Source organism: Affinirhizobium straminoryzae, assembly GCF_007004135.1.
Lineage (GTDB): Bacteria > Pseudomonadota > Alphaproteobacteria > Rhizobiales > Rhizobiaceae > Neorhizobium > Neorhizobium straminoryzae.
Genome location: NZ_VJMG01000069.1, coordinates 51,334 through 76,673, shown reverse-complemented (window position 1 = coordinate 76,673; position 25,340 = coordinate 51,334). Strand labels below are relative to the sequence as shown.

Sequence of the window (25,340 nt, the reverse complement as noted above, 5' to 3'; positions counted from 1 at the left end):
GCCGTGAGGCAGATGCTGCCGACACACGCTTAAGATAACGCTAAAATGAAAGGGCTATATGTCCCAAACTCTTGCCTCAGCCGCGACAGAATGGATTAAGGACTGGAAAAACAGACTGGCGGGCATTATCACTCTTGAGGGAAGTGCGAGCCCTTGACGGGCGGTTTTCTTCGCACCGCACACAGAAGCACGCAACGTGCCGGTGTGGCTCCAGAGTTCCAGCGGAAACAGGGCGCTATGATCACACATCTCGGAATTGTCGGGGCAGGTCAGATGGGCTGCGGTATCGCGCATGTCAGCGCGCAGGCCGGCTATCGGGTCACCCTTTACGATCTCTCCAGCGAACGCATCGAGGCAGGGCTTGCCACCATCAACGGCAATCTCGCCCGGCAGGTCAGCAATGGCAAGCTGACGGACGAGGAGCGGCGCGAAGCGCTGTCGCGCATTTCCGGCAGCACCGACATCAACGACCTCGCCCCGGCCGACCTGGTGATCGAGGCGGCGACCGAAGACGAAAGCGTCAAGCGCAAGATCTTCAGCAAGCTGTGCCCGGTTCTGAAGCCGGAAGCGATCCTTGCCACCAACACCTCCTCGCTGTCGATCACCCGTCTTGCCGCCGCGACCGACCGGCCGGAGCAGTTCATGGGCATTCACTTCATGAATCCCGTGCCGGTGATGAAGCTGGTGGAACTGGTGCGCGGCATCGCCACCGACGACACCACCTTCCGCGCCGCCAAGGACTTCGTGGGCAAGCTCGACAAGACCGTGACGGTTGCCGAGGATTTCCCGGCCTTCATCGTCAACCGCATCCTGCTGCCGATGATCAACGAAGCGATCTACACGCTCTATGAGGGCGTCGGCTCCGTCGAGGCGATCGACACCGCCATGAAGCTCGGCGCCAACCACCCGATGGGCCCGCTGCAACTCGCCGACTTCATCGGCCTCGATACCTGTCTGTCGATCATGCAGGTGCTGCATGATGGTCTGGCCGACAGCAAGTATCGCCCCTGTCCGCTGCTGGTGAAGTATGTCGAGGCCGGCTGGCTGGGCCGCAAGTCGGGCCGCGGCTTCTATGATTACCGCGGCGACGTGCCGGTTCCGACCCGCTGACTCCGAAGACTGAAGGACGGTTTCGGCGCCTCAGAGTGCCGAAACCCTGTCGATCAGGCTCTTCGCCTGCTCGCTGTCCCAGGCGGCAGGACCGTTCATCGACCCGATCAGGCAGCCTTGCCGGTTGATGACCAGGGTCACCGGCAGGCCGAAGGCAAGCCCCTCCTTCTTCAGCGCATTGAAGACGCCCATCGAACTGTCGCGGTAATAGGCGAGATGGTGCACGCCGGTCTCATCAAGGAAGGCCTTCGGCTTCTCGTCGCCGCCGGTATCGATATTGATGGCCACCACCTCGAAACGGTCGCCGCCCTTCTGTTCCTGCAGGCGGTTCAGCGCCGGCATTTCCTCGCGGCAGGGGCCGCACCAGGTGGCCCAGAGGTTGAGAAGCACCGTCTTGCCCTCGAAGCTCGCAAGCTTGAGCGCGCCACCGTCCGGGCCCTTGAAGGTAAGAGCCTGCAAGCGGCGGGGCTCCGCCGTGGCCGTCAGCGCGGCAATCTCGCCCTTCGCCAGCTCCGAAACGGTCTTTGCCTGCTGCACGGCGCCTGCACACGCCGTATCGGCCGTTGCGGCGGCATTGCCAGACAGGGCCGGCATCACGTATACCGCCACGGCGCCGGCCAGAAGTCCGGCAAAGGCAGCAATCAGGATCAGGCGGACGGACGGCAGACCCAGCGGTCTCTTGTTCGGCATATCAAACTCCAGGACGGGCACTCATGGCAGACGGCACGAAGGATCAGGCTTCCTCCAACCAGATGTGGGGCGGGCGCTTTGCCTCGGGACCGGACGCCATCATGGAGGAGATAAATGCCTCCATCGGTTTCGACAAGAAGCTCTATGCCCAGGATATCCGCGGCTCGATCGCGCATGCCACAATGCTCGCCAAGCAAGGCATCATTTCGGTCGAAGATAAAGACAAGATCGTCGAAGGGCTGAACACAATCCTGTCAGAGATCCGCGACGGCAGATTCGAGTTCTCCCGCAAGCTCGAAGACATCCACATGAACATCGAGGCGAGGCTCGCAGCGCTGATCGGCCCCGCTGCCGGCCGCCTGCACACCGCCCGCTCGCGCAACGACCAGGTCGCGCTCGACTTCCGCCTCTGGGTAAAGGAAGAGCTGGCCAAGACCGAAGCCATGCTGACAGACCTGATCGCCGCCTTGCTGGACAAGGCCGAACAGCATGCGGACAGCGTGATGCCGGGCTTCACTCACCTGCAGACCGCCCAGCCGGTCACTTTCGGCCATCATTGCATGGCCTATGTCGAGATGTTCGGCCGCGACCGGGCGCGCGTGCGCCACGCCATCGACCATCTGGACGAAAGCCCGATCGGCGCAGCGGCACTTGCCGGCACCGGCTTTGGCATCGACCGCCACATGACGGCGACCGCGCTCGGCTTCCGCGAACCGACCCGCAACTCGATCGACACCGTCTCCGACCGCGATTTCGCGCTGGAATTCCTCTCGGTTGCCGCGATCTGCGCCGTGCACCTGTCGCGCTTTGCCGAAGAGATCGTCATCTGGTCGACGCCGCAGTTCGGTTTCATCCGCCTGTCGGATGCGTTTTCAACCGGCTCCTCGATCATGCCACAGAAGAAGAACCCGGATGCCGCCGAACTGGTGCGCGCCAAGACCGGCCGCATCAACGGTTCGCTGGTGGCGCTGCTGACGGTCATGAAGGGCCTGCCGCTCGCCTATTCCAAGGACATGCAGGAAGACAAGGAGCAGGTCTTCGATGCAGCGGAGAACCTTGAACTGGCGCTTGCCGCCATGGCCGGCATGGTGCGCGACATGACGGTGCGCACCGACCGCATGCGGGCTGCCGCCGGTTCCGGCTATTCCACGGCCACCGACCTTGCCGACTGGCTGGTGCGCGAGGCGGGGCTTCCCTTCCGCGATGCCCATCACGTCACCGGCCGCGCCGTGGCGATGGCGGAAGGCAAGGGCTGCGAGCTTGCCGATCTCTCGCTCGCCGACCTGCAATCGATCCATGCCGCGATCACCGACAAGGTGTTCGACGTGCTGTCCGTCGATGCCTCGGTTGCCAGCCGCGTGAGCTTCGGCGGCACCGCTCCCTCGGAAGTGCGCAAACAGATCGCATGGTGGCGCGGCCGCAACTGATCCATCACGAGAATTGACTGCACAAGCGGGCGGAACTTCGCTATGAACGGGCTCCGCCCGCCTGCGCCACAGGCCGTTGACAAAGGAACAGGAATGTCGAACCAGCGCCATCTCGCCCGTATCGCGATCGTGCTCTGCATGGCAGGCGTCGCCGTCACCGGCTGCGGCCGCAAGGGGAATCTGGACAAGCCGAGCACGCCCGTCGAGCAGCAGAACATCCGCAAGAGCGGCGAGCAGAAAAAGCAGCCGGTTGCGGAAAAGCCTTTCCTTCTCGACCCGCTTCTCTGATCGCGAGCCTTCGCCGTGAACCATTTCCATTATATCGACGGCGTGCTGCACGCCGAAAACGTTGCCATTCCTGAGATTGCAAAGGCGGTCGGAACGCCCTTCTACTGCTATTCCACCGCAACACTGGAGCGGCATTACCGCGTCTTCTCCGAGGCCTTCGGGGATGTGGACGCCATGGTCTGCTACGCGATGAAGGCGAATTCCAACCAGGCGGTGCTGAAGACGCTCGGCCGGCTGGGAGCCGGCGTGGATGTGGTCTCCGGCGGCGAACTGCGGCGGGCGCTGGCCGCCGGCATTCCCGCCAACCGCATCATGTTCTCCGGCGTCGGCAAGACACCGGCCGAAATGGATCTGGCGCTGGAAGCGGGCATCTACTGCTTCAACGTCGAGTCCGAACCGGAGCTGGAAATCCTGAACCTGCGCGCCCTCAAGCTCGGCCGCAAGGCGCATGTCTCCTTCCGCATCAATCCGGACGTGGACGCGCGCACGCATGCCAAGATCTCGACCGGCAAGAAGGAAAACAAGTTCGGCATTTCCTACGAGCGCGCCCGCGCCGTCTATGCCCATGCCGCGACGCTTGACGGCATCACGGTCAGCGGCATCGACATGCATATCGGCAGCCAGATCACCGAGCTGCAGCCCTTCGAGGATGCCTTCCGGCTGCTGCGCGAACTGGTGGAAACGCTGCGCGGCGATGGCCACCGCATCGATCACGTCGATATCGGCGGCGGCCTTGGCATTCCCTACAAGGACGACAACAATCCGCCGCCGCTGCCGGATGCCTATGCCGGCATCGTCAAGGCGCAATTGAAGAGTCTGAACTGCAGGATCGTCACCGAACCCGGCCGCCTGATCGTCGGCAATGCGGGCATTCTGGTGACCGAAGTGCTCTACGTGAAAGATGCCGGCGACAAGACCTTCGTGATCGTCGACGGCGCGATGAACGATCTCATCCGCCCGACGCTTTACGAAGCCTATCACGGCATCCGCCCGGTCATCATGCCGTCCGACGAAACGCCCCGCATCAAGGCCGATGTGGTGGGTCCCGTCTGTGAAACCGGCGATTACCTGGCGCTTGACCGTGACCTGGCGCGCCCGAAGGCCGGCGATCTCTTCGCCGTCGGCTCGGCCGGTGCCTATGGCGCGGTGCAGGCCGGCACCTACAATTCGCGCCTGCTGGTGCCGGAAGTGCTGGTGCGCGGCAGCGAGTTCCACGTGGTGCGTCCGCGCGGCAGCTACGAGGACCTGATCGGCCTCGATTCCGTGCCGGCATGGCTCGGCTAGAACGCGCATCGCGTTCACATTTCAGCGAAACGGCAAGAAAGCGGGGGCATTTCTCCGCAGCACCCTCGTCTTCGCCACAAACGCTGGTATCCTCTCACCAGCGGGTTCGCGCTTTGCGGTGCCCGACGTCGGTTGACGCCGCCACGCACAGGAGACGGACCGCATGAGCCGCAACAGGATGAGCTTCACCCGGAAAGGCGCCTTCGAAGCGCACCCGGATCTCGCGCGCCGCGTTGCTGCCAAGCGCGCGGTGGCACGTTTCGTTCTGTTCTGCGAACGGCTGGCCCCGCTCCTTCTGGCTCCGCTCAGTGTGGTTGCCCTGTTTCTCGCCACCGGCTGGTTCGGGCTGTTCCGGCACATGCCGGAAATCCTGCGCTGGGTCGTCTTCGGCCTGTTCATCTTTGCCTTCCTGAGCGCGCTTCTGCCGTTCGGGCGCCTGCGCTGGCCGGCCGCCAGCGACGCCGATCGGTTGCTGGAGGCGCGCAACCACCTGCCGCACCAGCCGGTGGCCGTGCAAGAGGACGAACCCGCCTTCGAGACGCCCTTTGCCCGGGCGCTGTGGAAAGAACACCAGCTTCGAATGGCGCGGCGCATCGCAGCGCTTGATGCCGGTTTGCCGCAACCCGATATCGCCCGCCACGACCGCCACGGCCTGCGTGCCCTGCCTGCCCTGTTGCTTGTTGCGGCCTTTGCCTATTCCTTTTCCAATGGCGGCGGCAGCCCGATGGATGTGTTTGCACCGTCGCTGCCGGCCGCAAAGGTCAATCCGGACCTGCGCGTCGATGCCTGGCTGACACCGCCCGCCTATACCGGTCGCGCGCCGATTTTCCTGACCGGGCGCGAGGCGCCGGTGACCGGCAGCGTCCGCCTGCCCCAATATTCCGAGCTGACGGTGCGCGTCACCGGCGGCGAAGGTGACGAACGGGTGCAGTTTTCGCCGCTGGAAGGTGCTTCGGGCAAGCGGCTGGCACCAGAAGGTGACGCCGCAACCGCCCCGGCCTCTGCCGCTCAGCAACCTGCCGGCGCCACCGGACAGCCGCTCGGCCCGCGTACCTACAAGATGAAGGTCGCGGAAAGCGGCGACCTGACCGTCAACGGCCAGCAATGGCTGTTCGACGTGATTGCCGACCGTGCGCCGGAAATCGCCTTCGACCGGCAGCCGCGCCGCGCCGTCAACGGCGCGCTGGAAATCGGCTTCACGGGCAAGGACGATTACGGCATCCAGAAGGCCTTCGCCTTGATCGAACCGGTCGAGCCGCAGGATGACGGGGCCAAGCCGCTCTACCCGCTGCCGGAGTTCAAGCTGGATCTGCCGCGGCAGAATTCGCGTGACATCAAGGGCCTGACCAGCCGCAACCTCACCGAACATCCGCTCGCCGGCAAACGGGTGCGCATCACGCTGGTGGCCGTGGACGGCGCCGGTCAGGAAGGTCGCAGCCCGTCCGTCGAAATGGTGCTGCCCGCCCGCCGCTTCAACGAACCGCTGGCGGCGGCAGTGGCCGAGCAGAGACAGGTCTTCGCGCTCGATACCCGCAAGATGCCGCGCGCCATCGCGCTCAACGAGGCGCTGGCGCTGCGCGCCGACGAAACCATTCCCAACCTCTCGCACTTCCTGCTGATCCGCTCGGCACTGGAGCGCATGAAGCTTGCCCGCAGCGATCAGCAGCTGAAGGACACCGCCGATTATCTCTGGGAAATCGCGCTCGGGATCGAGGACGGCAATCTTTCGCAGGCGGAACGGCGGCTGCGCGATGCCCAGCAGGCCCTTTCCGACGCGCTCCAGAACAATGCCTCGCAGGAAGAGATCGCCCGCCTGATGAAGGAACTGCGCGAGGCGATGCAGAATTTCATGTCGGAACTCGCCCAGCGCATGCAGAACATGCCGCAGTCTGAGCAGAACATGCAGGCGCAGAACGTCATCCGCCAGCGCGACCTGCAGAACATGATGGACCAGATCGAGAATCTCGCCCGTTCCGGCAATCGCGATGCGGCCCAGCAGATGCTCTCCGAACTGCAGCGCATGATGAACAACCTGCAGGCGGGTCGCCCGCAGCGCCCCCAGCAGGGCCAGCAGCAGCAGACGAGCCGCATGCGCCAGCAGATCGACAAGCTCGGCGAGATCATGCAGGAGCAGCAGCGCCTGATGGACCAGACGTTCCAGATGGATCAGGCCCTGCGCGACCGCATGCAGCGCGGCGATCCGGACCAGCAGCCTTACGAGCAGGGCCAGAACCCGCAAGGCCAGCAGCAGCCAGGCCAACAGCAGGGCCAGCAGCCGCTCGACCAGATGACAGCGGAGCAGCTGCGCGAGGCACTGAAGAACCTGCGCGCCCAGCAGGAAGGGCTCGGCAAGAAGCTGCAGGAGCTGCAGCAGGGCCTGAGGGATCTCGGCATGCAGCCGGGCGACGGCTTCGGCGAGGCGCAGCGGGAAATGGGCAATGCCGGCGAAGCCCTCGGCAAGGGTCGTGGTGATCAGGCCGTCGAAGGTCAGGGCAATGCGCTGAATGCGCTTCGCCAGGGCGCACAGAGCATGATGCAGCAGATGATGCAGGCCATGCAGCAGGGCCGTGGCCAGCAGGGACAGGGGCCGGGCGAAGGCCAGGCCTCGCAGGGCGGCCAGAACGGCCGCGACCCGCTGGGACGCCCGCGCGCCACTGCCGGGCCGGAATTCGGCGATCAGGTCAAGGTGCCGGACGAAATCGACGTGCAGCGCGCCCGCGAAATTCTCGACGCGATCCGCGAGCGGCTCGGCAACATGATGTCGGGCGAGGAAGAACGGCGCTATCTCGAACGGCTACTGGACATTCGCTGACGTCCCCTATGCGCCGTCATCCGGAGGCGGGCGCTGCAAACGGCATGTGCGGATCCCGGACGATCGGCCGGAGGCGACGCCGGCTCACTCTTCGATGGTCATGCCGGCCCCGGGAGCGGGGCCGCGCAGGTGTCGCGGCCTGTCAGGCGGCCTTGGGGGCGACGGCCAGCGCCTGCGCCACGGCGCGGCGGATATCCGGCAGGGCAAACGGCTTGTCGACGACATCGACCACCTTGGCCATCAGGTCGTCGGCGCGCTCGCGCTGCTCGGCATAGCCCGTCATCAGCAAAATCTTCAGCGCCGGATACTGCGCCGCAGCCCGATGCGCCAGTTCGATGCCGTCCATGACCGGCATGCGGATATCCGACAGAAGCAGGTCATAGCTGCATTCCTCCAGGCGCTGGAGGCCTTCCGCGCCATCAGCCGCCTCATGCGTCTCATGGCCATCCAGGCGCAGGGCGCGTGCCACGAAGGAACGCAGCGAATCCTCGTCTTCGGTGATCAGGATCTTGGCCATGGCAGATTTCTCCCGTGCATCATGCATCAAATCGGGATCCAGATGACCCGGATTTCCTTTGCGAGGAGTAAACGGCCAGAGGCCCTGAAACCGAATGGTTAACACGCGGTATCGGGCGTTCTGCCTCAGCCTTCGGCCGGTGCATCTCCGGTAACCACCCCGACGAAGGGCAGCTCGCGGAAGGCATAGGCGACGTCCATTCCGTAACCGACGACGAAGTGATCGGGGCAGTCGAAGCCCACATATTCGGCCTCCAGCGCCTCCTTGCGCTTCATCCGCTTGTCGAGCAGAACGGCAACGGTGACGTTGCGCGCGCCGCGTTCGAAAAGCAGTTCCTTGGCGAATTTCAGGGTGCGGCCGGATTCCAGAATGTCGTCGATCAGGAGTACGTCACGGTCCTTCACGTCCGAATCGATATCCTTCACGATCCGCACGCCCTGAGACACCGTGCCCGTGCCGTAGCTGGAAAGCGTGATGAATTCCACTTCCGGCGCAAGACCGGTCTCGTGCAGAGCCCGCAGCAGATCGGCAGCAAAGATGAAGGAACCCTTCAGGATCGCGATGACGAGAAGGTCCTTCGTCGGTCCTTCGGCGATCTCGCGGGCGAGAATCTGGTTGCGGTGAGCGATCTGCTCTGCGGTGTAAAGCGGCTCGATAACTTTGCCGCGCACGATGGGCATGGGGCGTCTCCCGGACTTGTCAAACCCCGCCGATACCACGTTTCAGGTGCGGGAGGCACCCTGCCCGTCGAAGGAAAGGCGCAGTTGCAGGTTTTTTCCACCGGGGTGCGGCATGGTCAGCGAGAAGCCGCGGCTATGACCGCCATCCATGACGGCGACCGGCGCTGCGATGACCGTGGACGAGACGACCGCAGCCCCCTCCACCAGATCGACGCGGATCGGCGACACCGCGTGCGGCCTGTTCGCGCGGTTCTCCACCACACCGTTGACCGTCAGAACCGGCTGACCGGCGGAAAAGCCGGGCGTCAGCGTCACATGGGTGATGTCGAGGTTTGCGCCTTCATGCGCGTCGGCCTTCTCGCCCGAGATCAGCGAGAAGCCGCCGCAGAGCGCAAAGACCACAATGAACACGAAAGCAACAAGCGCCGAAAAGAAATCCGCGGAGAGCTGCATCAACATGGCCTCGAACCGCTCCGTCAGCCGTGCAAGGCGCGAGGCCGGCTCGCCGATCAGCGGACCGGAGCGCCGGAGGATGCGGCGGACCGTATCATTGTCAGCCTGTGGCACCCGCCGGGCGCCGGCGGCACGCGGTGCCGGCTCGCGCACCGTTTCAAAGACGGCATCCACCACATCCGCCCTGGGTCGCGGACGCGCCGGGCGGGACGCGGCGGAGGCATTCTGCGGCGGCAGGATGTCATAGGCGACGGTGTTGCGACGGTGCGAGCGGAAGGTCGCCATGGGTCTCTCCCCGCCTCGTCCACATGCGCGTGGACGTCAGGCATTGAAACGAATCCCGCTCAGTCGTAAATTCGAATGGTTAATGCTTCGCAAAATCGCCCCGGAAACGCCCAATTTTCCGGGAGAGATTCAGGATCCATAAACCCTTGCCATTTACCAAGGGCCCCCTCACGCAATACCCAATGGACTGGACGACGCGTTGATCCATTTCGAAAATGTCGGTCTGCGGTACGGAATGGGCCCGGAAATCCTCCGGGATCTGACCTTCGATATCCCGAGACGTTCCTTTCAATTTCTGACCGGCCCGTCCGGTGCGGGCAAAACCACGCTGCTGCGCCTGCTGTTTCTCTCACTGCAGCCGACGCGCGGCCTGATCCGCATGTTCGATCGCGATCTGTCCCAGATCCCGCGCGCGGAGTTTCCGATGCTGCGCCGGCGCGTCGGTATCGTTTTCCAGGATTTTCGCCTGCTCGATCACCTGACGACCTACGAGAACGTGGCTCTGCCTCTGAGGGTGCGCGGCAAGGAGGAAGCGAGCTATCGCAACGATGTCATCGAACTCCTGAAATGGGTCGGACTCGGCGAGCGCATCAATGTGCTGCCGCCGGTTCTGTCAGGCGGGGAAAAACAGCGCGTGGCGATTGCGCGCGCGCTGATGGACAGGCCCGAGATTCTGCTGGCCGACGAGCCGACCGGCAACGTCGATCCGCCGATGGCGCGCCGGCTGCTGAACCTTTTCCTGGAACTCAACCGGCTGGGGACGGCCGTGGTGATCGCCACCCATGATCTGGCATTGATGGACCAACTCGATGCCCGCCGGATGATCCTTACCGAGGGGCGGCTCGATATCTATGAATGAGATCAGTCGCACCCGCACCGGCCGACAGCCGGAGCAGAAGACGAACGCTGCCGAGTCAGCCGCAGCGCCGCAGCGGCGGCCGGAAATGCGCGTGCGTCCTACTGGCCCCATCCTGCCGCCCTCCAACATCCAGGGCAATGCCCTGATGGTGGTGATTGCCATCATGTCCTTTCTGGCCTGCCTGACACTTGGCGCCGTCAGCATGGTGCGTTCCACAGCCTCCAGCTGGGAAAGCCAGATTTCTCGCGAGATCACCATCCAGATCAAGCCGGATGACGGGCTCGACATGGACAAGGCACTGAAGAAAGCCAAGGATCTGGCCCTCACCTTCGTCGGCACCAAGTCCGGCACGGTGATGGACGATGCCGCAACCGCCCGCCTGCTGGAGCCGTGGCTCGGCGCCGGCCTCGATCTCAAGGAACTGCCGGTTCCGCGTCTCATCATCATCACCATCGATGAGCGTCACCCGCCGGATTTTGCCGCCATGCGCGATCTGCTGCGCTCAGAAGTGCCGCAGGCCTTTCTCGATGACCACCGGACATGGGTGGATCGGCTCGTCTCGATGGCGCATACCACGGTGCTGATCGGCACCGGCGTGCTGATCCTGGTCTTTACCGCAATGATCCTGACGGTCGTCTTCGCCACCCGTGGCGCCCTGTCCGGCAACCGGCATATCGTGGAGGTACTGCATTTCGTCGGCGCCGAAAGCGCCTTCGTGGCGACCGAATTCCAGAAGCATTTCCTCAAGATCAGCCTGAAGGGGTCCGCCGCGGGCGGGGCGCTGGCGGCACTGCTGTTTGCGACCGCCGGCTTCCTGCAGAGCCAGACGCGCGCCACGCCGCAGACCGACCAGGCGACCGCGCTTTTCGGCACCTTCACCATCGACTTCATGGGCTATCTCGGGATTCTTGCCACAATCATCGTTATTGCCTTGCTCACCACGCTGACGGCACGCATCACCGTCATGCGCACAATTGACGAAATCGACCTCATCCGCTCGGATCCGGCCCGCTCCGAGGGGCTGGCCGGCGGCTGAACCGCGGGAGGGGTCTGTTCTTGCGGCGAAACTCGGGCTAAGGACGAGGCCATGATCCTTGGCCAGACCATGTGGAAATCAGGGCTGCCCCGTCCTCCGGGCAAGGAGGGCGGACCGGGCTGGTGGAGCAGGCGCAGCCTGATCCGGCGCTGCCTGCGCTATGCCGGCATGACCGTTCTGCTGGCGGGTGCACTGCTGGTCGGTGGCTTTCTCTGGTTTGCCGATTCCGTTACCTCGCTGCAACCGCCGGAAGGCATCAAGGCCGATGCCATCGTTGTGCTGACGGGCGGGTATCAGCGAATCGACCAGGCGCTCGGCCTGTTGCGGGACGGTGCGGGCAAGCGCCTGCTGATTTCCGGCGCCCATCCCTCTGCCTCTCCGGCCCAGATCCGCCGCTCCACCCAGGGCTCGGCGGATCTTTTCCGCTGCTGCGTCGATGTCGGCTACAGCGCGATCGACACCATCGGCAATGCCAACGAGATCACCCGCTGGATTCGCGACCATGACTATCGCTCGGTGCTGGTGGTGACCAACAACTACCACATGCCGCGCAGCCTGCTCGAACTCAGGGTCCTCGACCACGAGACGAAGTTCATTCCCTATCCCGTCATCAATGCGGACCTGAAGCGGAAGGCCTGGTTCACCGAGCCGGATGTGCTGCGCATCATGCTGGCGGAATATGCCAAGATGGCGGCTGCCACACTGCGCTCCTATTTCGGCATCAGCCAGGGCACGGGGTTGCGTACCCAGGAAGAGATCCGCGAGGAAAGCACGAAGCCACCACCGCATCGATAGGCTGCTTCCGTCCGGCCTCCGGATGGTGTAGGCACAGCCTGCCCATGCCTTTCCGGAAGTCCATCATGCTGGTCCTGCGTTCAGTCCTGTTCAATACCCTTTTCTATGCCAACCTGATCCTGCGCATGATCGTGCTGACGCCGATCTATTTCCTCCTGCCGCGCAAGAAGGCTTTCGCCATTCCGAAGGCCTGGGCGCGCTCCAACCACTGGCTGATGGAAAAGATCGTCGGAACGCGTTTTACCATCGAAGGGCTGGAGAATATTCCGAAGACCGGCTGCATCTTCGCGCCCAAGCACCAGTCTTTCTGGGACACCTATGCACTGCTGCCCTGGATCGACGATCCCGTCTTCATCCTCAAGCGCGAACTGACCTGGATCCCGCTGTTCGGATGGTATCTGATGAAGCAGCGGATGATCCCCGTTGATCGCGGTGCCCGCGGCAAGGTGATGGTGGAGGTGATGCGCCGCACGAAGATCGAGATGGACAATGGCCGGCAGCTGATTATCTATCCGGAAGGCACACGCCGTCCGCCGGGCGCCGAGCCCGCCTATCGCTACGGCATTGCCCGCATCTATCGTGATACACAGGTCCCGGTGGTGCCGATCGTGCTGCATCCCGGCCTGTTCTGGCCGCGCCGCAGCACCCTGCGCTATCCCGGCCATTTCCGCGTCCGCATCCTGCCCGCCATCGAGCCCGGACTCGACCCGGATGCCTTCTTTGCGCGGCTGGTGGAGACGCTGGAGACGGCGAGCGATCAGTTGCTGCTGGACGAGGTGGCGGCCAATCCGCACCTGCCGCTGCCGCCGACAGCCGCCAAGCGGGTGGCGGAGCTGAAGGATCAGGCAACCGCTACCGTGCGCGCCTGAAGGTCGGCAACACGCGCCGCAACCCCTTCCAGCCAGTGATCGCGAATGCCCATCTCCTTGAGATGGGCAACGGTATTGGCAACATAGGCATCGTTCGGGCCGGACTGGCCGTGGGAGACCTGCACGATCCGCGCGGCCTCCTCCACAGTGAGCGCGCCGCCATATTGCGAATGGCTGCGGTCCACCACATAGCCCACGGCCCGGACCGGACGCCCATCCTCCAGCAGCACGGACAGTTGTCGCTCGAGATAAACATGGGTAACGAGTTCGCGCGCGCGCAGGTAATCCAGCACCGCCTCGCGCTTCCCGTCGGCCACCCGGAAGGCCACGCCGCGGCAGGAGCCGCCACGGTCGAGCCCCAGCACCAGACCCGGACGTTCGGGCGTACCGCGGTGGACGAAGGAACGGACACAGAGAGATCGGCGATAGCCCCTGGCCAGTGCTCCCACCCGCATTTCATAGTCAAAGCCCGGATTCCACATCAGGGAGCCGTAGCCAAACACCCAAAATTCGTCCATATCCCACGCCAAACCGCACGCACTCGAACGAGCACCATTGGAGAACATCATGGCAGCGTCAAGCCGAAGCGGCGTTTCTGCAAAAATTTTGGCCCTGGCGGCGCTGATCGTCCTGGTCATCGCGCTCTATACCGCTGGCTGGTTCTATGCGGCAGCCACCCTGAAGACCAATACGCTGACCGCACTCGGCAAGCAGCAGGACCATGGCGTGACCGCCGACTGCGCCGACGCGACCTATCGCGGCTATCCCTTCCGCATCGGCCTGTTCTGCTCCAAGGTTACGGTGGACGACAGCGCCAAGGGCATTTCCGCGAGCTTCGGGGCGCTGCGTTCGGCAGCCCAGGTCTATGCGCCAAACCATATTGTCTGGGAACTGGATGGTCCCTCGGAACTGCGCACCGGCAACGGCCTCTCCGTCACCGCGCAATGGGCCGACCTGCAGGCCAGCCTGCAAACCAAGGCTGGCGGCGTGGAGCGCAGCTCGACAGTCATCAAGGGCCTTGCCTCGGCCATCACCTCCTCGCAGACAGGCCAGGCCTTCGACCTCAAGGTCGAACAGACGGAGGTGCATGCCCGCCAGAACGGTGCGGATCTCGATGCTGCGGTGACGCTGCGCAACACGGATCTTGTCGCCCGAGGCCTGCCGCTGCAGATCCCGCGCTTCACCGCCGTGGCCGATGTGACGGTCGCCGGCAAGGCGGGACTGCTGGAAGGGCATGACGAGACCGGTACGGGCCTTTACGGCTCGAAGGGAGAGATCCGCCAGCTCGGTGTCGATCTCGGCGACGGCCAGATCCTCAGTATCAGCGGCCCGATCGCCATTGACGAGCAGGGCCGGCTGTCCGGCAAGCTGAAGCTGGAGGTGCAGAAAATCGGAGCCTGGCGCGAACGTCTCTCGGGCAATTTCCCGCAGCTTGCCAAGACCATCGACACCGCTTCGAGGATGCTGTCGGCACTGACCGGCGGCGGCGACAGCGCCCGCCTCGACGTAACGCTCAACCGCGGCAAGATCCTCGTCGGCGGCTTCATCGCGGTGGGCGAGATTCCGCCGCTCTGAGGCCTGGTCCCCGCCGGGCGGGGACGAGCAGCCGGACAATCAGTTCTTGGGGTCCAGCGCGTGGCGGCCGAAGTCCGGTGCATCCACGTCCTGGCCCGCCTCGACGATCGAGCGACGGATGGTGCGGGTGCGCGAGAATAGCTCGAACAGCTTGTCGCCCTCGCCCCAGCGGATCGCCCGCTGCAGGGAGGAGAGATCCTCCGAAAAGCGCGCCAGCATTTCCAGGATGGCATCCTTGTTGTGCATGCAGATATCCCGCCACATGGTGGGATCGGAGGCCGCCAGACGGGTGAAATCGCGGAAACCGGAGGCGGAATACTTGATGACTTCCGATTCCGTCACCGTCTCCAGGTCGTCGGCCGTGCCGACGATGTTATAGGCAATGATGTGCGGCAGGTGCGAGACGATCGCCAGCACCTTGTCGTGATGCAGCGGGTCCATCTCGTCGATCCGGGAGCCGAGTGCCGCCCAGAAATCGCGAAGTCGTGAGAGCGCCTCCGGATCGGTGTCCGGCAGCGGCGTGAAGATGCACCAGCGCCCCTTGAACAGGCCGGAAAAGCCGGCATCCGGACCGGATTTTTCCGTGCCCGCCAGCGGGTGGCCGGGGATGAAATGCACGCCTTCCGGCACATGCGGCTGCATCTGCGCGATGACGGAGGCCTTGGTGGAACCGACATCGGTGAGGATGGCGCCCGGCTTCAGGTGCGGCGCGATCTGCTCGGCGACCATGCCGGACGAACCGACCGGCACCGAGACGATCACCAGATCCGCCCCCTTCACCGCCTCGGCGGCGGAGGTTAGATAGCGATCGCCAAGCCCCAGTTCCTCGGCGCGCTTCAGCGTCGTTTCGCTGCGGGTGGAGATCACCACCTCGCCAGCCAGGCCCTTGTCCCGGATGTCGCGCGCGATGGAGGATCCGATCAGGCCGATGCCGATCAGCGTGATACGGTCGAACAGAATGCCACTCATGCCTTGCTCATAAACTCGCCGAGAGCCTCGATCACGCCGCGATTGGCCTCTTCCGAGCCCACCGTCATGCGCAGCGCATTCGGGAAGCCATAGCCCCTGACGGCGCGCAGGATGAAGCCGCGGCTGGTCAGGAAATCATCGGCCTCCGGCGCCCGCTTGCCATCCACGTCGGGGAAATGGATCAGCAGGAAGTTGGTGACCGACGGCGTGACCTTGAGGCCGAAGGATTCGAAGGCCTGCGTCAGCTTGGCCAGCCAAAGCTGGTTGTGCGCCACGGCCTTGCCGATGAAATCCTGGTCGCGGATCGCGGCGGCACCGGCGGAAATGGCCGGCGCGTTGAGGTTGAAGGGGCCGCGCACGCGGTTCAGCGCGTCCAGAATGTCGACAGGGCCATACATCCAGCCGATGCGCAGCGCCGCAAGCCCGTAGACCTTGGAGAAGGTGCGCGTCATCACGACATTCTGCGCCGAAGACACAAGCTCGATGCCGGATTCGTAATCGTTTTCACGCACATATTCGGCATAGGCCGCGTCGAGCACGAGGATGACGTTCTTTGGCAGGCCGGCATGCAGGCGGCGCACCTCGGCGGCCGGCACATAGGTGCCGGTCGGGTTGCCGGGATTGGCGATGAACACCATCTTCGTCTTCGGCGTCACGGCCGCCAGAATGGCATCCACATCGACCCGGCACTCCTGTTCCTTCACCGTCACCGGGGTCGCACCGGCGCCCATGATCTGGATCTTGTAGACGAGGAATCCATGCTCGGTGATGATCGCCTCGTCACCGGCGCCGAGATAGACATGGCAAAGCAGGCCGAGCAGTTCATCGGAACCGTTGCCGCAGAGAATGTTGGCGATGTTCAGCCGGTGGGTTTCGGCAATCGCGGTGCGCAGTTCGATCGCCTGACCGTCGGGATAGATTTCGAGATGGCCGGCCGCCTGGCGGAAGGCATCGAGCGCCTTCGGGCTTGCGCCGAGCGGGGTCTCGTTGGAGGAGAGCTTGAAGACGCGCGCGACACCCGGCGCATGTTCCTTGCCCGGCACATAAGCGGCGATATCCAGGATTCCGGGGCGGGGAACGGGCTTCAGCTGGGCGCTATCCATCGGGCAAGACCTTCGAAAAAGATGATCCATCGCCCTTAATCCTGTCGGCCGCTTTTGTCGAGGCCGCAAGGCCTCAACTGCGGCTTCTGGTCGTCGGAACCCCTTGCGCGCCAAGCACCGGCACGAAAACACGCCGCGAGGCGCGCGCCGCCACCGGCAGGCCCTGATAGAGCCGCTTCTGCGCCTCCAGCACCAGTACGCCGGAAAAGGCCGGCCAGAGCCTGCGGCCGATCCGCTCGAAACCATGGCGAAGCTTCAGCACCGCTCGCAGCTTGGAGGGCGGGAAGAACAGTGCCTCGGCGGCGGCAGACGGCGTGAAATTCGTCTCGCGCATCAGATTGGTCAGCTGACGGCGCGAATAGGGACGACCCGAGCCGAACGGCGTATGCTCCATGCGCGCCCACACCCCGCGACGGTTCGGCACCACGATGACAAGCCGGCCGCCGGGCGCCAGGATGCGCCACAGCTCCTTCAGCGTCTCGCGCGGGTTCTCGGCAAATTCCAGCGAATGCACCATCAGAACGCGGTCAATGCAGGCATCCGGCAGCGGAAGTTCCTCATCGAAGACAAGCGCGGTTGAGGACAATTCCCCGACCGGCCAGTTCACCGCCCCCTGCCCCGCCGGCATGAAGGCGAAGGTGCGCTCGGTATCGGCGCGAAAGCGGTCGAGATAAGGCACCGCATAGCCGAGCCCCACCAGCCGCTCCTCCGGCAGGCGCGGCCAAAGCGAGGACAGCGCCATGATGATCGAATGCTCGGCAAAGCGGCCGAGCGGCGACTGGTAGAACTCACGGAGGTCGACGATATCGGCGTGCATGGCGAAAAGCTATCAGAGGGTGGTTGGACTTCAAGTCGGTGGCCTCTACATTGGGGCAACACGGTTCACACGCAATGGGCAGCACTGATGAAAACTCTGGCGATTGAAGTCTTTATGTGTCGCAGCGACAATTACGGCGTGCTGCTGCACGATCCGGAAAGCGGGCTGACGGCCTCCATCGATGCGCCGGAAGAAGGCCCGATCGTGGCGGCGGCGGAGGCACGCGGCTGGAAGATCACGCATATCTTCACCACGCATCACCATACCGATCATGTCGAGGCAAACCTGGCGCTGAAGGAGCGCTATGGCTGCGAGATCATCGGCCCGGTCAACGAGGCGGTGGCGATCCCGGGGTTGGACCGTTCGGTGGCCGATGGCGACGAATTCCTGTTCGGCGAACATCCGGTGCGCGTTTTCGAGACCCCGGGCCACACCGCCGGCCATGTCTGCTACAGCTTCCCCGAAGACAAGCTGCTGTTTGCCGCCGACACGCTGTTTGCGCTGGGCTGCGGCCGCCTGTTCGAGCGCAGCGCCGCCGACATGTGGCATTCCCTGCAGAAGCTCTGCGTGCTGCCGGATGAGACCGCCATCTATTTCGGCCACGAATACACGCAGTCCAATGCCCGCTTTGCCATCAGCATCGACCCCGACAACGAGGTCCTGCAGCGGCGGGTGCGCCAGATCGATGAACTGCGCGCCGAGGGGCGCTTCACGATTCCCACCATGATGGGGCTGGAGAAGGAAACCAATCCCTTCCTGCGCGTGGCCGACCCCGCGATCCGCCGTCATCTGGTGATGGAAGGCGCGACCAATGAGGAGGTGTTTGCCGAAATCCGCAAGCGCAAGGACAACTTCAAGTGACGGCTGACGAGATCATCGAGAGGCTCGCCATGCAGCCGCATCCCGAAGGCGGCTGGTACACGGAAACCTTTCGCGATGCGGGCGGGGGACCCCGTGGCCATTCCACGGCGATCTATTACCTGCTCAAAGCCGGCGAGCGCTCGCACTGGCACAGGGTGAAGGACGCCGCCGAAGTCTGGCACTTCTACGCGGGCGAACCGCTGAAGCTCCGGCTGGCGAAGGACGGCGAAGCGGCGCGCGCCGAAATCCTCGGGCTCGATCTTGAAAAGGGCGAGCGGCCGCAGATCGTGGTTGTGGCCGGCGAATGGCAATGCGCCGAACCGCTCGGTGCCTTCACGCTTGTCGGATGCACGGTTGCGCCCGGATTCGAGTTTGCGACATTCGAGATGGCGCCGCCCGGCTGGGAGCCCGGCGCCTGATACGCCCTATTCCGCGGGCGCCTCGGCGACCGGCCGGCGGCGGATCATGTCCTTGGCGGCCAGGGCCGCACCGCCGGTGATCAGCAGGCATGCGAGCGCGATCCGAAGACTGGGCTCAGCAAAACCGAAGAGAACCAGGATCAGCGTGGAGAGCAGCGGCGCCGCATAGCTGGCGGCGCCGAGGATCTGGATGTCGCCGGCCTTCACCCCGTAATCCCAGGCATAGAAAGCCGCCCCCACCGGCATCAGGCCCAGGCCGAGGATGGCGATCCATTCCGCTGCGCCAGCGGGCCAGACCGTCTGCTCGAGCGCCAGATGGCAGAGCAGCGACAGGATCGAGGTCGCCAGACAAAAACCCGTCACCACATCGGTGGACACGGCCTCGAACCGCCGGGTCAGCAGCGAATAGCCGGACCAGGTGAAGGCGCAGAGGAAGGCTGCGCCATAGCCGACGAGATAGGCGCCATCGAAGGAAAGACCGGTGCGGGAGACGATGGCGACCGTGCCCGCAAGACCCGCCAGCGCGCCGGCGAGATGATGCCAGCGCAACCGCTCGCCCGGCAGCAGAGCCGAGCCCACGACGATCAGCAGCGGCCAGAGATAGGCGATCAGCCCCGCCTCCACCGCCGGTGCATTGCGCAGCGCCGTGAAATACAGAAAATGATAGCCGAACAGCCCGCCAATCCCTGTGAGCCAGACTTTTGCCGGCTGGCGCAGCAGCTTCAGACGCCCGGGACGTGCGGCAAGCAAAACAAGGCCCGGCAGGCTGCCGATCGCAAAGGTGATGGCTGACAGCTGGAAGGGCGGCATGGTGCCGGAGGCGGCGGTCATCAGGGCGAGCAGCGACCACATCAGGATCGCCGTAAAGCCGATCAACGTCCCCTTGATCTTCACATCTGCCCCCTGCAGCACCATGCGGGCCGACAGGTTCGGCCCCGATTATCCGCCGTATTTCACCGCCGTCACATAGACGTCCCCGACCTTGGTCGGGATGCGGGCGTAGACGGGAGCATATACATTGACCTTGTCTGCCTTGGCAAACCAGACCTCCATGCTGACGCTCTTCAGATATTCGATATCGCTGCGGCCCTGCTTGTAACCGGACCTCGGTACATAGCGCACCTCGCAGACAATCGCGTCCCCGCTGAAGCCCTTGGTGGAGAAGGGCTTGCTGCCCTTGGGCGACAGGATGAGGTCGAGCCTGGATTCGCCGTCATAGATCGGCAGCCGGCTGGGGCAGATCTTCGCCCCCTCCGGGAATATCAGGCCGGAGAGAGGATCGAGCACCGAACGAAGGTCGCCATTGCTGACCGGGATCCAGTTGGAAGGTCGCGCCTTCGGTTCCGGATCGACAGAGGTCGAGACGACATCGCCGTTGCGGTAGCGGATCTCGTAGCGCCGCGTTTTCCTGTCCTGCCGATAAATCAGCGAATAGGCCCGTGCCTGCAACCGCTGCCCGCGAATGGCGCCGTTGACGCTGGTATCGGCCGAGATGTCGGAAAACAGACTGACGAGCCCGGAGGACTTGAAGGATCCGTTGATCCGGTAATCGTCGCGATCGAATTCGCTGGAAAACGATGCCCGCGCGATCGGCAGCACACCCAGCGAAATGTCGTATTCGCTGAGATGACGGATGCCGGCCGTGGTCGCCGGGGTGGCGAACAGTCCGAGACAGGCGGTCAACAAAAGAAGGGAACGGCTCCGGCGGAGCATGGTCTGGCCTTGGGTGTGAAGTGACGCTTGCTCACTATAACCTGCGCAGTGTGGCAAGAAAATAGCGGGAGAAAATACGGCGCGCGGCGGAATCTGCCCGGTTGCACCATGTTTGGCTTGACGGGCGCGGCCCCACTGACTATAGAACCGCAACTTTCCAATCAGGACCAGTTGGATCGGCAGGCCGGGCGTTGCCCGAATCCCCGTTCAATTGCTAAGAAGAACAAAGGTGTACCCATGTCCCGTGTGTGCGAATTGACCGGCAAGGGCGTCCAGTCGGGCAACAATGTCAGCCATGCCAACAACAAGACGAAGCGTCGGTTCCTGCCGAACCTCTGCCACGTCACGCTGATTTCCGATGCTCTCGGCCAGCGTTACCGTCTGCGCGTTTCCGCCCATGCCCTGCGCTCCGTCGAGCATCGCGGTGGCCTGGATGCCTTCCTGCTGAAGGCTGACGAGACCGAACTGTCGATGCGCGCTCGTCTGCTGCGCCGCCAGATCGTCAAGAAGACCGCAGAAGCTGCAGCCGCCTAAGGCTAAAGCCTCCATCACCCGCTTCGAAGAGGCTTGACGGTTCGCCGATCAGGCCTTTTCTGTTGCCGTTCGTTTCCTCTTGCTGGTGGCATCACCCAGGGTAAAAAAATGCAGTATCTCCGCGCGACCATCATCTATGTGCTGCTGATGACGCTTGTCGTCGTCGCCTCGAATTTCCTTGTCCAGTTCCCGGTTCTCGGCACCCTGTTCGGCATCAAGCTGAGCGATCTGCTCACCTGGGGCGCTTTCATCTATCCCGCCGCCTTCCTGGTCACAGATCTCACCAATCGCCAGTTCGGACCGACGGTCGCCCGCCGCGTGGTGCTGGCCGGCTTCGTGGTGGGCGTGACGATCTCCTTCTACACCTCGCTGCCGCGCATCGCGATGGCCTCGGGCACCGCCTATCTGGTCGGCCAGCTGCTCGATATCTCCGTCTTCAACCGCCTGCGCCGGCAGACCTGGTGGCAGGCGCCGCTGGCCGGCTCGCTGTTCGGCTCGATGCTGGATACGGTCCTGTTCTTCTCGCTGTCCTTCGCGCCGGCTTTCGCCTTCCTGGGCGCCAATGACGATTTCGCCATCAGCCAGGCTCCGGTCCTTGGCATCCTTGCCACGGAGGCCCCGCGCTGGATTTCCTGGGCCATCGGCGATTTCACCGTCAAACTTCTGGTCGGCCTCGTCATGCTGCTGCCCTATGGCGCGCTGATGAGCATTCTGAAGCCGATGCCGCCTGCAAAGGCGGCCTGATCTTCCGTCTTACGATGCCTGCCCGATGACGGGATGGCGGAGCACGACCTCCGCCAGTTCCTCTGCGGGAAGCATCGAATCGAGACGCAGCACGGGGGTCTCGCGGCCGGCAAGCCAGGCCTCGTGGGCGGCAAGGCTGCGCTGCTCCGGCCCGGCCGTATCGTAACTCGCCGCCCATTCAAGGAAAGCGCGACTCGTCTCGGCCATATCGCCGCCGGGCAGGATTCGGTCGCCATAGCGCTCGCTCTCGCGCCGACGGATGCGGGCCATCCGCACCTCCGGATCAAGTCGCAGGAAGACGATCAGATCATAAAGCGGCTCCAGCGGCGTGCCCCATTTCAGCGCGGAACCGGACAGCACCCAGCTGGGCACGCCGGCGATCGCCTGCTCGATCAGCTGAAGGCGTTCCGGCACCGGACGCGGCGTCGTGAAGGGCGGCTCGGTCGGCATCCAGAAGAAGCTGTCGGTATCGAGATGCGGGATCCGCAACCGCTCGCCAAGCATGCGCCCGAGCGTCGTCGTGCCGGAGCCGGAGGCTCCCATGATGTGAATACGCGCCATGCCTTGTCTCCGATCGGCCTACTGCAGCAGACGGAATTCCAGCATCAGGCTGCGCTGGAAGACCGACTGGTTGTCATCCGATACGAGAATGACATGCGGATGACCATCCGCGCCGGCGATGACGTCGATGCCTTCCATATTGTCGATCTCGAACCCCATGTCCGCCTCCAGCAGCACCGGACCATCGATCAGAGCGCCGGGCCGCAGGGCGTTGCCTGCAATGCGGCGAATGCGCATGCCGACGCCCCCGATCACGCTGAAGCGACGCTCGAGCAGCAGAAGATCCCCGCCCGGCAGGAACGCGCCGTCCGTCACGCTCCAGGGATCGTTGCGTACCACCCGAAACGCCCCCTTCAGCGGTCCGTCGAGAATGGCCGCATAAAGATGGCCGTCGCGATCCGTGCTGTCTTCGGCAATTGTCAGAAGCGCGCCCTTCAGAGGCCCATCCACCGGTGCCGCCACCAGCGTTTCAAGCCCGCCATTGCGGCTGAGGCTTTGCTTGGGGATCGGGAGATCGAGGCTGCGCTGGGGTCTTGCCTCCTCGTAGCCCGGATCGGGATAGAGATCGACGCGATGGCGGCGCTCGAAACTGACGGCTACTTGGCCGGCCCTGAGCGCCAGCCCTTCCGCATCGATATCGGCCTTGTTGCGCGGTTCGCGGCCGCGCTGATCGCGCATGCCGGTGATCCGCACATCCGAAACCCCGGAGAGATGTCCCTTGGCGTCGCGCTCGATCCGGCCTGTCAGCCAGTAGCCTGTATCGAGCACCGAGACGAAATGCTGCCCATCCGCCCTGAACCGGATGGCCGAGAGCGAGCCGAACAGCGGCTGGCGGGAAGTGAGTTCGAGGCCGCCAACGAATTCGAAGGCGCCGAAGCGACGCTCCTCGGACTTCGCGCGGAAATGTTCGATCCGGCGGGCGGTGACCGACACTGGCACGGTCTCCGCCGCGGTCATGGTGACGGAGACAAGAATCAGGGCGAGAATGCAGACAGCGCGCCGCAGTCTCATGCGCGGCGCGATCAGCCGGCCCGGCGCAGACGCCCGCGCGGGCTGCCGCCGGTCTTCTCGTCAAACAGCGACGCGAGCTGCTCGGTCATGGCACCGGCCAGTTCGTCCGCGTCCACGATGGTAACGGCGCGGCGATAGTAGCGCGTCACATCGTGACCGATGCCGATCGCCAAAAGTTCGACCGGCGAGCGGTTCTCGATCTGGTCGATGACGGCGCGAAGATGGCGCTCCAGATAATTGCCCGGATTGACCGACAACGTTGAATCATCAACCGGCGCGCCGTCCGAGATCATCATCAGGATCTTGCGCTGCTCGGGGCGGCCGATCAGACGGTTATGCGCCCACATCAGCGCCTCGCCATCGATGTTTTCCTTGAGCAGGCCCTCGCGCATCATCAGGCCGAGATTGCGGCGCGAGCGGCGCCAGGGCGCATCCGCCGCCTTGTAGACGATGTGGCGCAGGTCGTTCAGGCGGCCGGGCGTCGGCGGCTTGCCGCTGGCCAGCCACTGCTCGCGGCTCTGGCCGCCCTTCCAGGCCTTGGTGGTGAAGCCGAGGATTTCCACCTTCACGCCGCAGCGTTCCAGCGTGCGGGCAAGAATGTCGGCGCAGGTGGCCGCAACCGTGATCGGCCGGCCGCGCATCGAACCGGAATTGTCGATGACGAGCGACACGACGGTGTCGCGGAACTGTGTATCGCGCTCGCGCTTGAAGGACAGCGGCTGCATGGGATCGATGACGAGGCGCACGAGGCGGGCCGGATCAAGATAGCCCTCCTCCAGGTCGAAATCCCAGGAGCGGTTCTGCTGCGCCATCAGGCGGCGCTGCAGGCGGTTCGCCAGACGCCCGACTGCGCCCTGCAGATGCGACAGCTGCTTGTCGAGGAAGGCGCGCAGTCGGTCGAGTTCGGCCTCGTCGCAGAGTTCTTCCGCCGTGATCTCCTCGTCGAATTCCTGCGTGAAGATGTGGTAATCCACCTTCTCGTTGAAATCGTCGAAGGGCAGGTTCGGGCGACGGGTCTCGCCGGGCGTCTCGGACTGGTCGTCCTCGTCGTCGCTCATGTCGTCGTCGGAAATTTCCGCGCCGTCCATCTCGCCGTCGTCGAGCTGTTCCTCGGCGGCCTGGCTCTCCTCGGCGGGTGCCGCATCAGAGCCCGCATCTTCCTCGACCTCGTCATTCTCGGTCTCGTTGCTGCGCGGCTGCTCCTCGTCGTTCTCGTTCTCCATCTCCTCCGGCTGGTTGTCCTCGTCGCCATAGTCCTCCGCCATCTGCATGGAGGAGAGCATGTGGCGAACGAGCTTGCCGAAGGCCTGCTGGTCCTCGATCACGCCCTTCAGATTGTCGAGATCGGCGCCCACCTTGTCTTCGAAGAAGGGCCGCCAGAGATCGAGAACCTTGCCGGCGCTGGCCGGCGGCGCGGTGCCCGTCAGTTTTTCGCGCACCAGCATGGCCATGGCCTCGCCGATCGGCGCGTCCTCCTGGCGCTCGACGCCGGAAAAATTCGCCTTGGAATATTTCTCGGCATTCATGCTGTTGAGGTTGGCGGCAACGCCCGCCATGCGCAGAGAACCGAGCGATTCGACGCGCGCCTGCTCGACCGCGTCGAACACGGCGCGCGCATCCGTGCCCTGCGGCGACATCGTCGCATGCACATCGGTATCGTGGCAGGCAAGCCGAAGCGCCATGGAATCACCGAGACCGCGGGTCACGGCCACTTCCTGCGCCGTCGGCCGCTTGGTGATTTCCGGCAGGCGAATGCGCTCGCCCGCCATGCCCGGCCGCTCGTTGGCGAAGGAAACCTCCACCTCGTTGCTGCCGGCGATCGAACGGACGCAGCCGGTGATGGCCCGGCGCAGCGGCTCGGTATCCACCGGCCCGCCGCTCTTTGCCTTCGAATTGTCACCCCGGCCTGCCATTTTCGATCTACCTTG

At 64.2% G+C, this 25,340-nt stretch carries 26 protein-coding genes and 1 pseudogene; 14 read left to right on the top strand and 13 right to left on the bottom strand.

Going from position 1 to position 25,340, the window contains the following annotated elements; all coding sequences use genetic code 11:
* Positions 1 to 237: 237 nt before the first annotated feature.
* Positions 238 to 1,110: a 3-hydroxybutyryl-CoA dehydrogenase gene (locus FNA46_RS20985; protein WP_143127164.1), complete on the top strand. Its 873-nt coding sequence runs from the start codon at positions 238 to 240 to the stop codon at positions 1,108 to 1,110.
* Positions 1,111 to 1,140: 30 nt separating this feature from the next.
* On the opposite strand, the gene tlpA is transcribed toward FNA46_RS20985, so the two are convergent.
* Complete coding sequence (tlpA, locus tag FNA46_RS20980; protein WP_143127163.1) at positions 1,141 to 1,800, bottom strand: thiol:disulfide interchange protein TlpA; 660 nt, start codon at positions 1,798 to 1,800, stop codon at positions 1,141 to 1,143.
* A 23-nt stretch (positions 1,801 to 1,823) separates the two neighbouring features.
* Here tlpA and argH point away from each other — a divergent pair, with 23 nt between their 5' ends.
* The 4 genes from argH to FNA46_RS20960 all read left to right on the top strand — a co-directional run bounded on the left by argH (position 1,824) and on the right by FNA46_RS20960 (position 7,611).
* Positions 1,824 to 3,227, top strand: coding sequence for an argininosuccinate lyase (gene argH / locus FNA46_RS20975; RefSeq protein ID WP_143127162.1), 1,404 nt, complete (start codon positions 1,824 to 1,826; stop codon positions 3,225 to 3,227).
* A 93-nt stretch (positions 3,228 to 3,320) separates the two neighbouring features.
* Positions 3,321 to 3,515, top strand: a complete 195-nt coding sequence (lptM, locus tag FNA46_RS20970; RefSeq protein ID WP_143127161.1) for an LPS translocon maturation chaperone LptM — start codon at positions 3,321 to 3,323, stop codon at positions 3,513 to 3,515.
* Positions 3,516 to 3,530: 15 nt separating this feature from the next.
* The gene (gene lysA / locus FNA46_RS20965) at positions 3,531 to 4,799 is read left to right on the top strand and encodes a diaminopimelate decarboxylase (RefSeq protein WP_143127160.1); all 1,269 of its coding nucleotides are present in this window, start codon (positions 3,531 to 3,533) and stop codon (positions 4,797 to 4,799) included.
* Positions 4,800 to 4,962: 163 nt separating this feature from the next.
* Complete coding sequence (locus FNA46_RS20960) at positions 4,963 to 7,611, top strand: TIGR02302 family protein (protein WP_143127159.1); 2,649 nt, start codon at positions 4,963 to 4,965, stop codon at positions 7,609 to 7,611.
* Positions 7,612 to 7,753: 142 nt separating this feature from the next.
* Here the strand turns inward: FNA46_RS20960 and FNA46_RS20955 are convergent, their stop codons facing one another.
* The 3 genes from FNA46_RS20955 to FNA46_RS20945 all read right to left on the bottom strand — a co-directional run bounded on the left by FNA46_RS20955 (position 7,754) and on the right by FNA46_RS20945 (position 9,546).
* Positions 7,754 to 8,128, bottom strand: a complete 375-nt coding sequence (locus FNA46_RS20955; protein WP_143127158.1) for a response regulator — start codon at positions 8,126 to 8,128, stop codon at positions 7,754 to 7,756.
* A 125-nt stretch (positions 8,129 to 8,253) separates the two neighbouring features.
* On the bottom strand, positions 8,254 to 8,808 hold the full coding sequence (hpt, locus tag FNA46_RS20950; RefSeq protein ID WP_143127157.1) for a hypoxanthine phosphoribosyltransferase: 555 nt from the start codon (positions 8,806 to 8,808) through the stop codon (positions 8,254 to 8,256).
* A 42-nt stretch (positions 8,809 to 8,850) separates the two neighbouring features.
* Positions 8,851 to 9,546 carry a hypothetical protein gene (locus tag FNA46_RS20945; protein ID WP_143127156.1) on the bottom strand — a complete coding sequence of 232 codons (696 nt, stop codon included), beginning with the start codon at positions 9,544 to 9,546 and terminating at the stop codon, positions 8,851 to 8,853.
* A 199-nt stretch (positions 9,547 to 9,745) separates the two neighbouring features.
* On the opposite strand from FNA46_RS20945, the gene ftsE reads away from it, so the two are divergent.
* The 4 genes from ftsE (at position 9,746) to FNA46_RS20925 (ending at position 13,105) form a co-directional block, all read left to right on the top strand.
* Positions 9,746 to 10,405, top strand: coding sequence for a cell division ATP-binding protein FtsE (gene ftsE, locus FNA46_RS20940; protein WP_185969941.1), 660 nt, complete (start codon positions 9,746 to 9,748; stop codon positions 10,403 to 10,405).
* Positions 10,406 to 10,490: 85 nt separating this feature from the next.
* Positions 10,491 to 11,441 carry a cell division protein FtsX gene (locus FNA46_RS20935; RefSeq protein WP_244618033.1) on the top strand — a complete coding sequence of 317 codons (951 nt, stop codon included), beginning with the start codon at positions 10,491 to 10,493 and terminating at the stop codon, positions 11,439 to 11,441.
* Positions 11,442 to 11,492: 51 nt separating this feature from the next.
* Positions 11,493 to 12,236 carry a YdcF family protein gene (locus FNA46_RS20930; RefSeq protein ID WP_143127153.1) on the top strand — a complete coding sequence of 248 codons (744 nt, stop codon included), beginning with the start codon at positions 11,493 to 11,495 and terminating at the stop codon, positions 12,234 to 12,236.
* Between the two features lie 65 nt (positions 12,237 to 12,301).
* On the top strand, positions 12,302 to 13,105 hold the full coding sequence (locus FNA46_RS20925; RefSeq protein ID WP_143127152.1) for a lysophospholipid acyltransferase family protein: 804 nt from the start codon (positions 12,302 to 12,304) through the stop codon (positions 13,103 to 13,105).
* Here the strand turns inward: FNA46_RS20925 and FNA46_RS20920 are convergent.
* A complete protein-coding gene (locus FNA46_RS20920; protein ID WP_425468789.1) occupies positions 13,078 to 13,671 on the bottom strand; it encodes a gamma-glutamylcyclotransferase in 594 nt (197 codons plus the stop codon). The two genes, FNA46_RS20925 and FNA46_RS20920, sit on opposite strands and share 28 nt — an antisense overlap.
* Position 13,672: 1 nt before the next feature.
* Between FNA46_RS20920 and FNA46_RS20915 the strand changes: the two genes are divergently transcribed.
* Positions 13,673 to 14,680, top strand: coding sequence for a DUF2125 domain-containing protein (locus FNA46_RS20915; RefSeq protein ID WP_143127150.1), 1,008 nt, complete (start codon positions 13,673 to 13,675; stop codon positions 14,678 to 14,680).
* Positions 14,681 to 14,719: 39 nt separating this feature from the next.
* On the opposite strand, the gene FNA46_RS20910 is transcribed toward FNA46_RS20915, so the two are convergent.
* The 3 genes from FNA46_RS20910 to FNA46_RS20900 form a co-directional block, all read right to left on the bottom strand.
* On the bottom strand, positions 14,720 to 15,649 hold the full coding sequence (locus FNA46_RS20910; RefSeq protein ID WP_143127149.1) for a prephenate/arogenate dehydrogenase family protein: 930 nt from the start codon (positions 15,647 to 15,649) through the stop codon (positions 14,720 to 14,722).
* Entirely contained in the window at positions 15,646 to 16,752 is a 1,107-nt protein-coding gene (gene hisC / locus FNA46_RS20905) for a histidinol-phosphate transaminase (RefSeq protein ID WP_143127148.1), read from the bottom strand. Before hisC ends, FNA46_RS20910 begins: the two co-directional genes overlap by 4 nt.
* A gap of 73 nt (positions 16,753 to 16,825) precedes the next feature.
* Positions 16,826 to 17,569, bottom strand: a complete 744-nt coding sequence (locus tag FNA46_RS20900; protein WP_143127147.1) for a class I SAM-dependent methyltransferase — start codon at positions 17,567 to 17,569, stop codon at positions 16,826 to 16,828.
* Positions 17,570 to 17,656: 87 nt separating this feature from the next.
* On the opposite strand from FNA46_RS20900, the gene gloB reads away from it, so the two are divergent.
* Entirely contained in the window at positions 17,657 to 18,430 is a 774-nt protein-coding gene (gene gloB / locus FNA46_RS20895; protein WP_143127146.1) for a hydroxyacylglutathione hydrolase, read from the top strand.
* On the top strand, positions 18,427 to 18,849 hold the full coding sequence (locus tag FNA46_RS20890; RefSeq protein WP_143127145.1) for a cupin domain-containing protein: 423 nt from the start codon (positions 18,427 to 18,429) through the stop codon (positions 18,847 to 18,849). The genes gloB and FNA46_RS20890 overlap by 4 nt, the downstream gene beginning before the upstream one ends.
* A gap of 6 nt (positions 18,850 to 18,855) precedes the next feature.
* Here FNA46_RS20890 and yddG read toward each other — a convergent pair whose 3' ends face one another.
* The gene (gene yddG, locus FNA46_RS20885; RefSeq protein WP_143127144.1) at positions 18,856 to 19,743 is read right to left on the bottom strand and encodes an aromatic amino acid exporter YddG; all 888 of its coding nucleotides are present in this window, start codon (positions 19,741 to 19,743) and stop codon (positions 18,856 to 18,858) included.
* Positions 19,744 to 19,788: 45 nt separating this feature from the next.
* A complete protein-coding gene (locus tag FNA46_RS20880) occupies positions 19,789 to 20,562 on the bottom strand; it encodes a DUF3108 domain-containing protein (protein ID WP_143127143.1) in 774 nt (257 codons plus the stop codon).
* Between the two features lie 237 nt (positions 20,563 to 20,799).
* On the opposite strand from FNA46_RS20880, the gene rpmB reads away from it, so the two are divergent.
* Both rpmB and FNA46_RS20870 read left to right on the top strand, forming a co-directional pair.
* Complete coding sequence (gene rpmB / locus FNA46_RS20875) at positions 20,800 to 21,096, top strand: 50S ribosomal protein L28 (protein WP_143127142.1); 297 nt, start codon at positions 20,800 to 20,802, stop codon at positions 21,094 to 21,096.
* A 108-nt stretch (positions 21,097 to 21,204) separates the two neighbouring features.
* Positions 21,205 to 21,840 (top strand): queuosine precursor transporter, encoded by a 636-nt coding sequence (locus FNA46_RS20870; RefSeq protein WP_143127141.1) that lies wholly within the window; start codon positions 21,205 to 21,207, stop codon positions 21,838 to 21,840.
* A 1-nt stretch (position 21,841) separates the two neighbouring features.
* On the opposite strand, the pseudogene FNA46_RS20865 reads toward FNA46_RS20870, so the two are convergent.
* The 3 genes and pseudogenes from FNA46_RS20865 to cobT form a co-directional block, all read right to left on the bottom strand.
* Positions 21,842 to 22,401 (bottom strand): annotated as a pseudogene (locus FNA46_RS20865) (ATP-binding protein); the annotation flags it as partial.
* An 18-nt stretch (positions 22,402 to 22,419) separates the two neighbouring features.
* Positions 22,420 to 23,412, bottom strand: a complete 993-nt coding sequence (locus FNA46_RS20860) for an esterase-like activity of phytase family protein (RefSeq protein ID WP_246103255.1) — start codon at positions 23,410 to 23,412, stop codon at positions 22,420 to 22,422.
* An 11-nt stretch (positions 23,413 to 23,423) separates the two neighbouring features.
* Complete coding sequence (gene cobT / locus FNA46_RS20855) at positions 23,424 to 25,325, bottom strand: cobaltochelatase subunit CobT (RefSeq protein WP_143127139.1); 1,902 nt, start codon at positions 25,323 to 25,325, stop codon at positions 23,424 to 23,426.
* Positions 25,326 to 25,340: the final 15 nt, after the last annotated feature.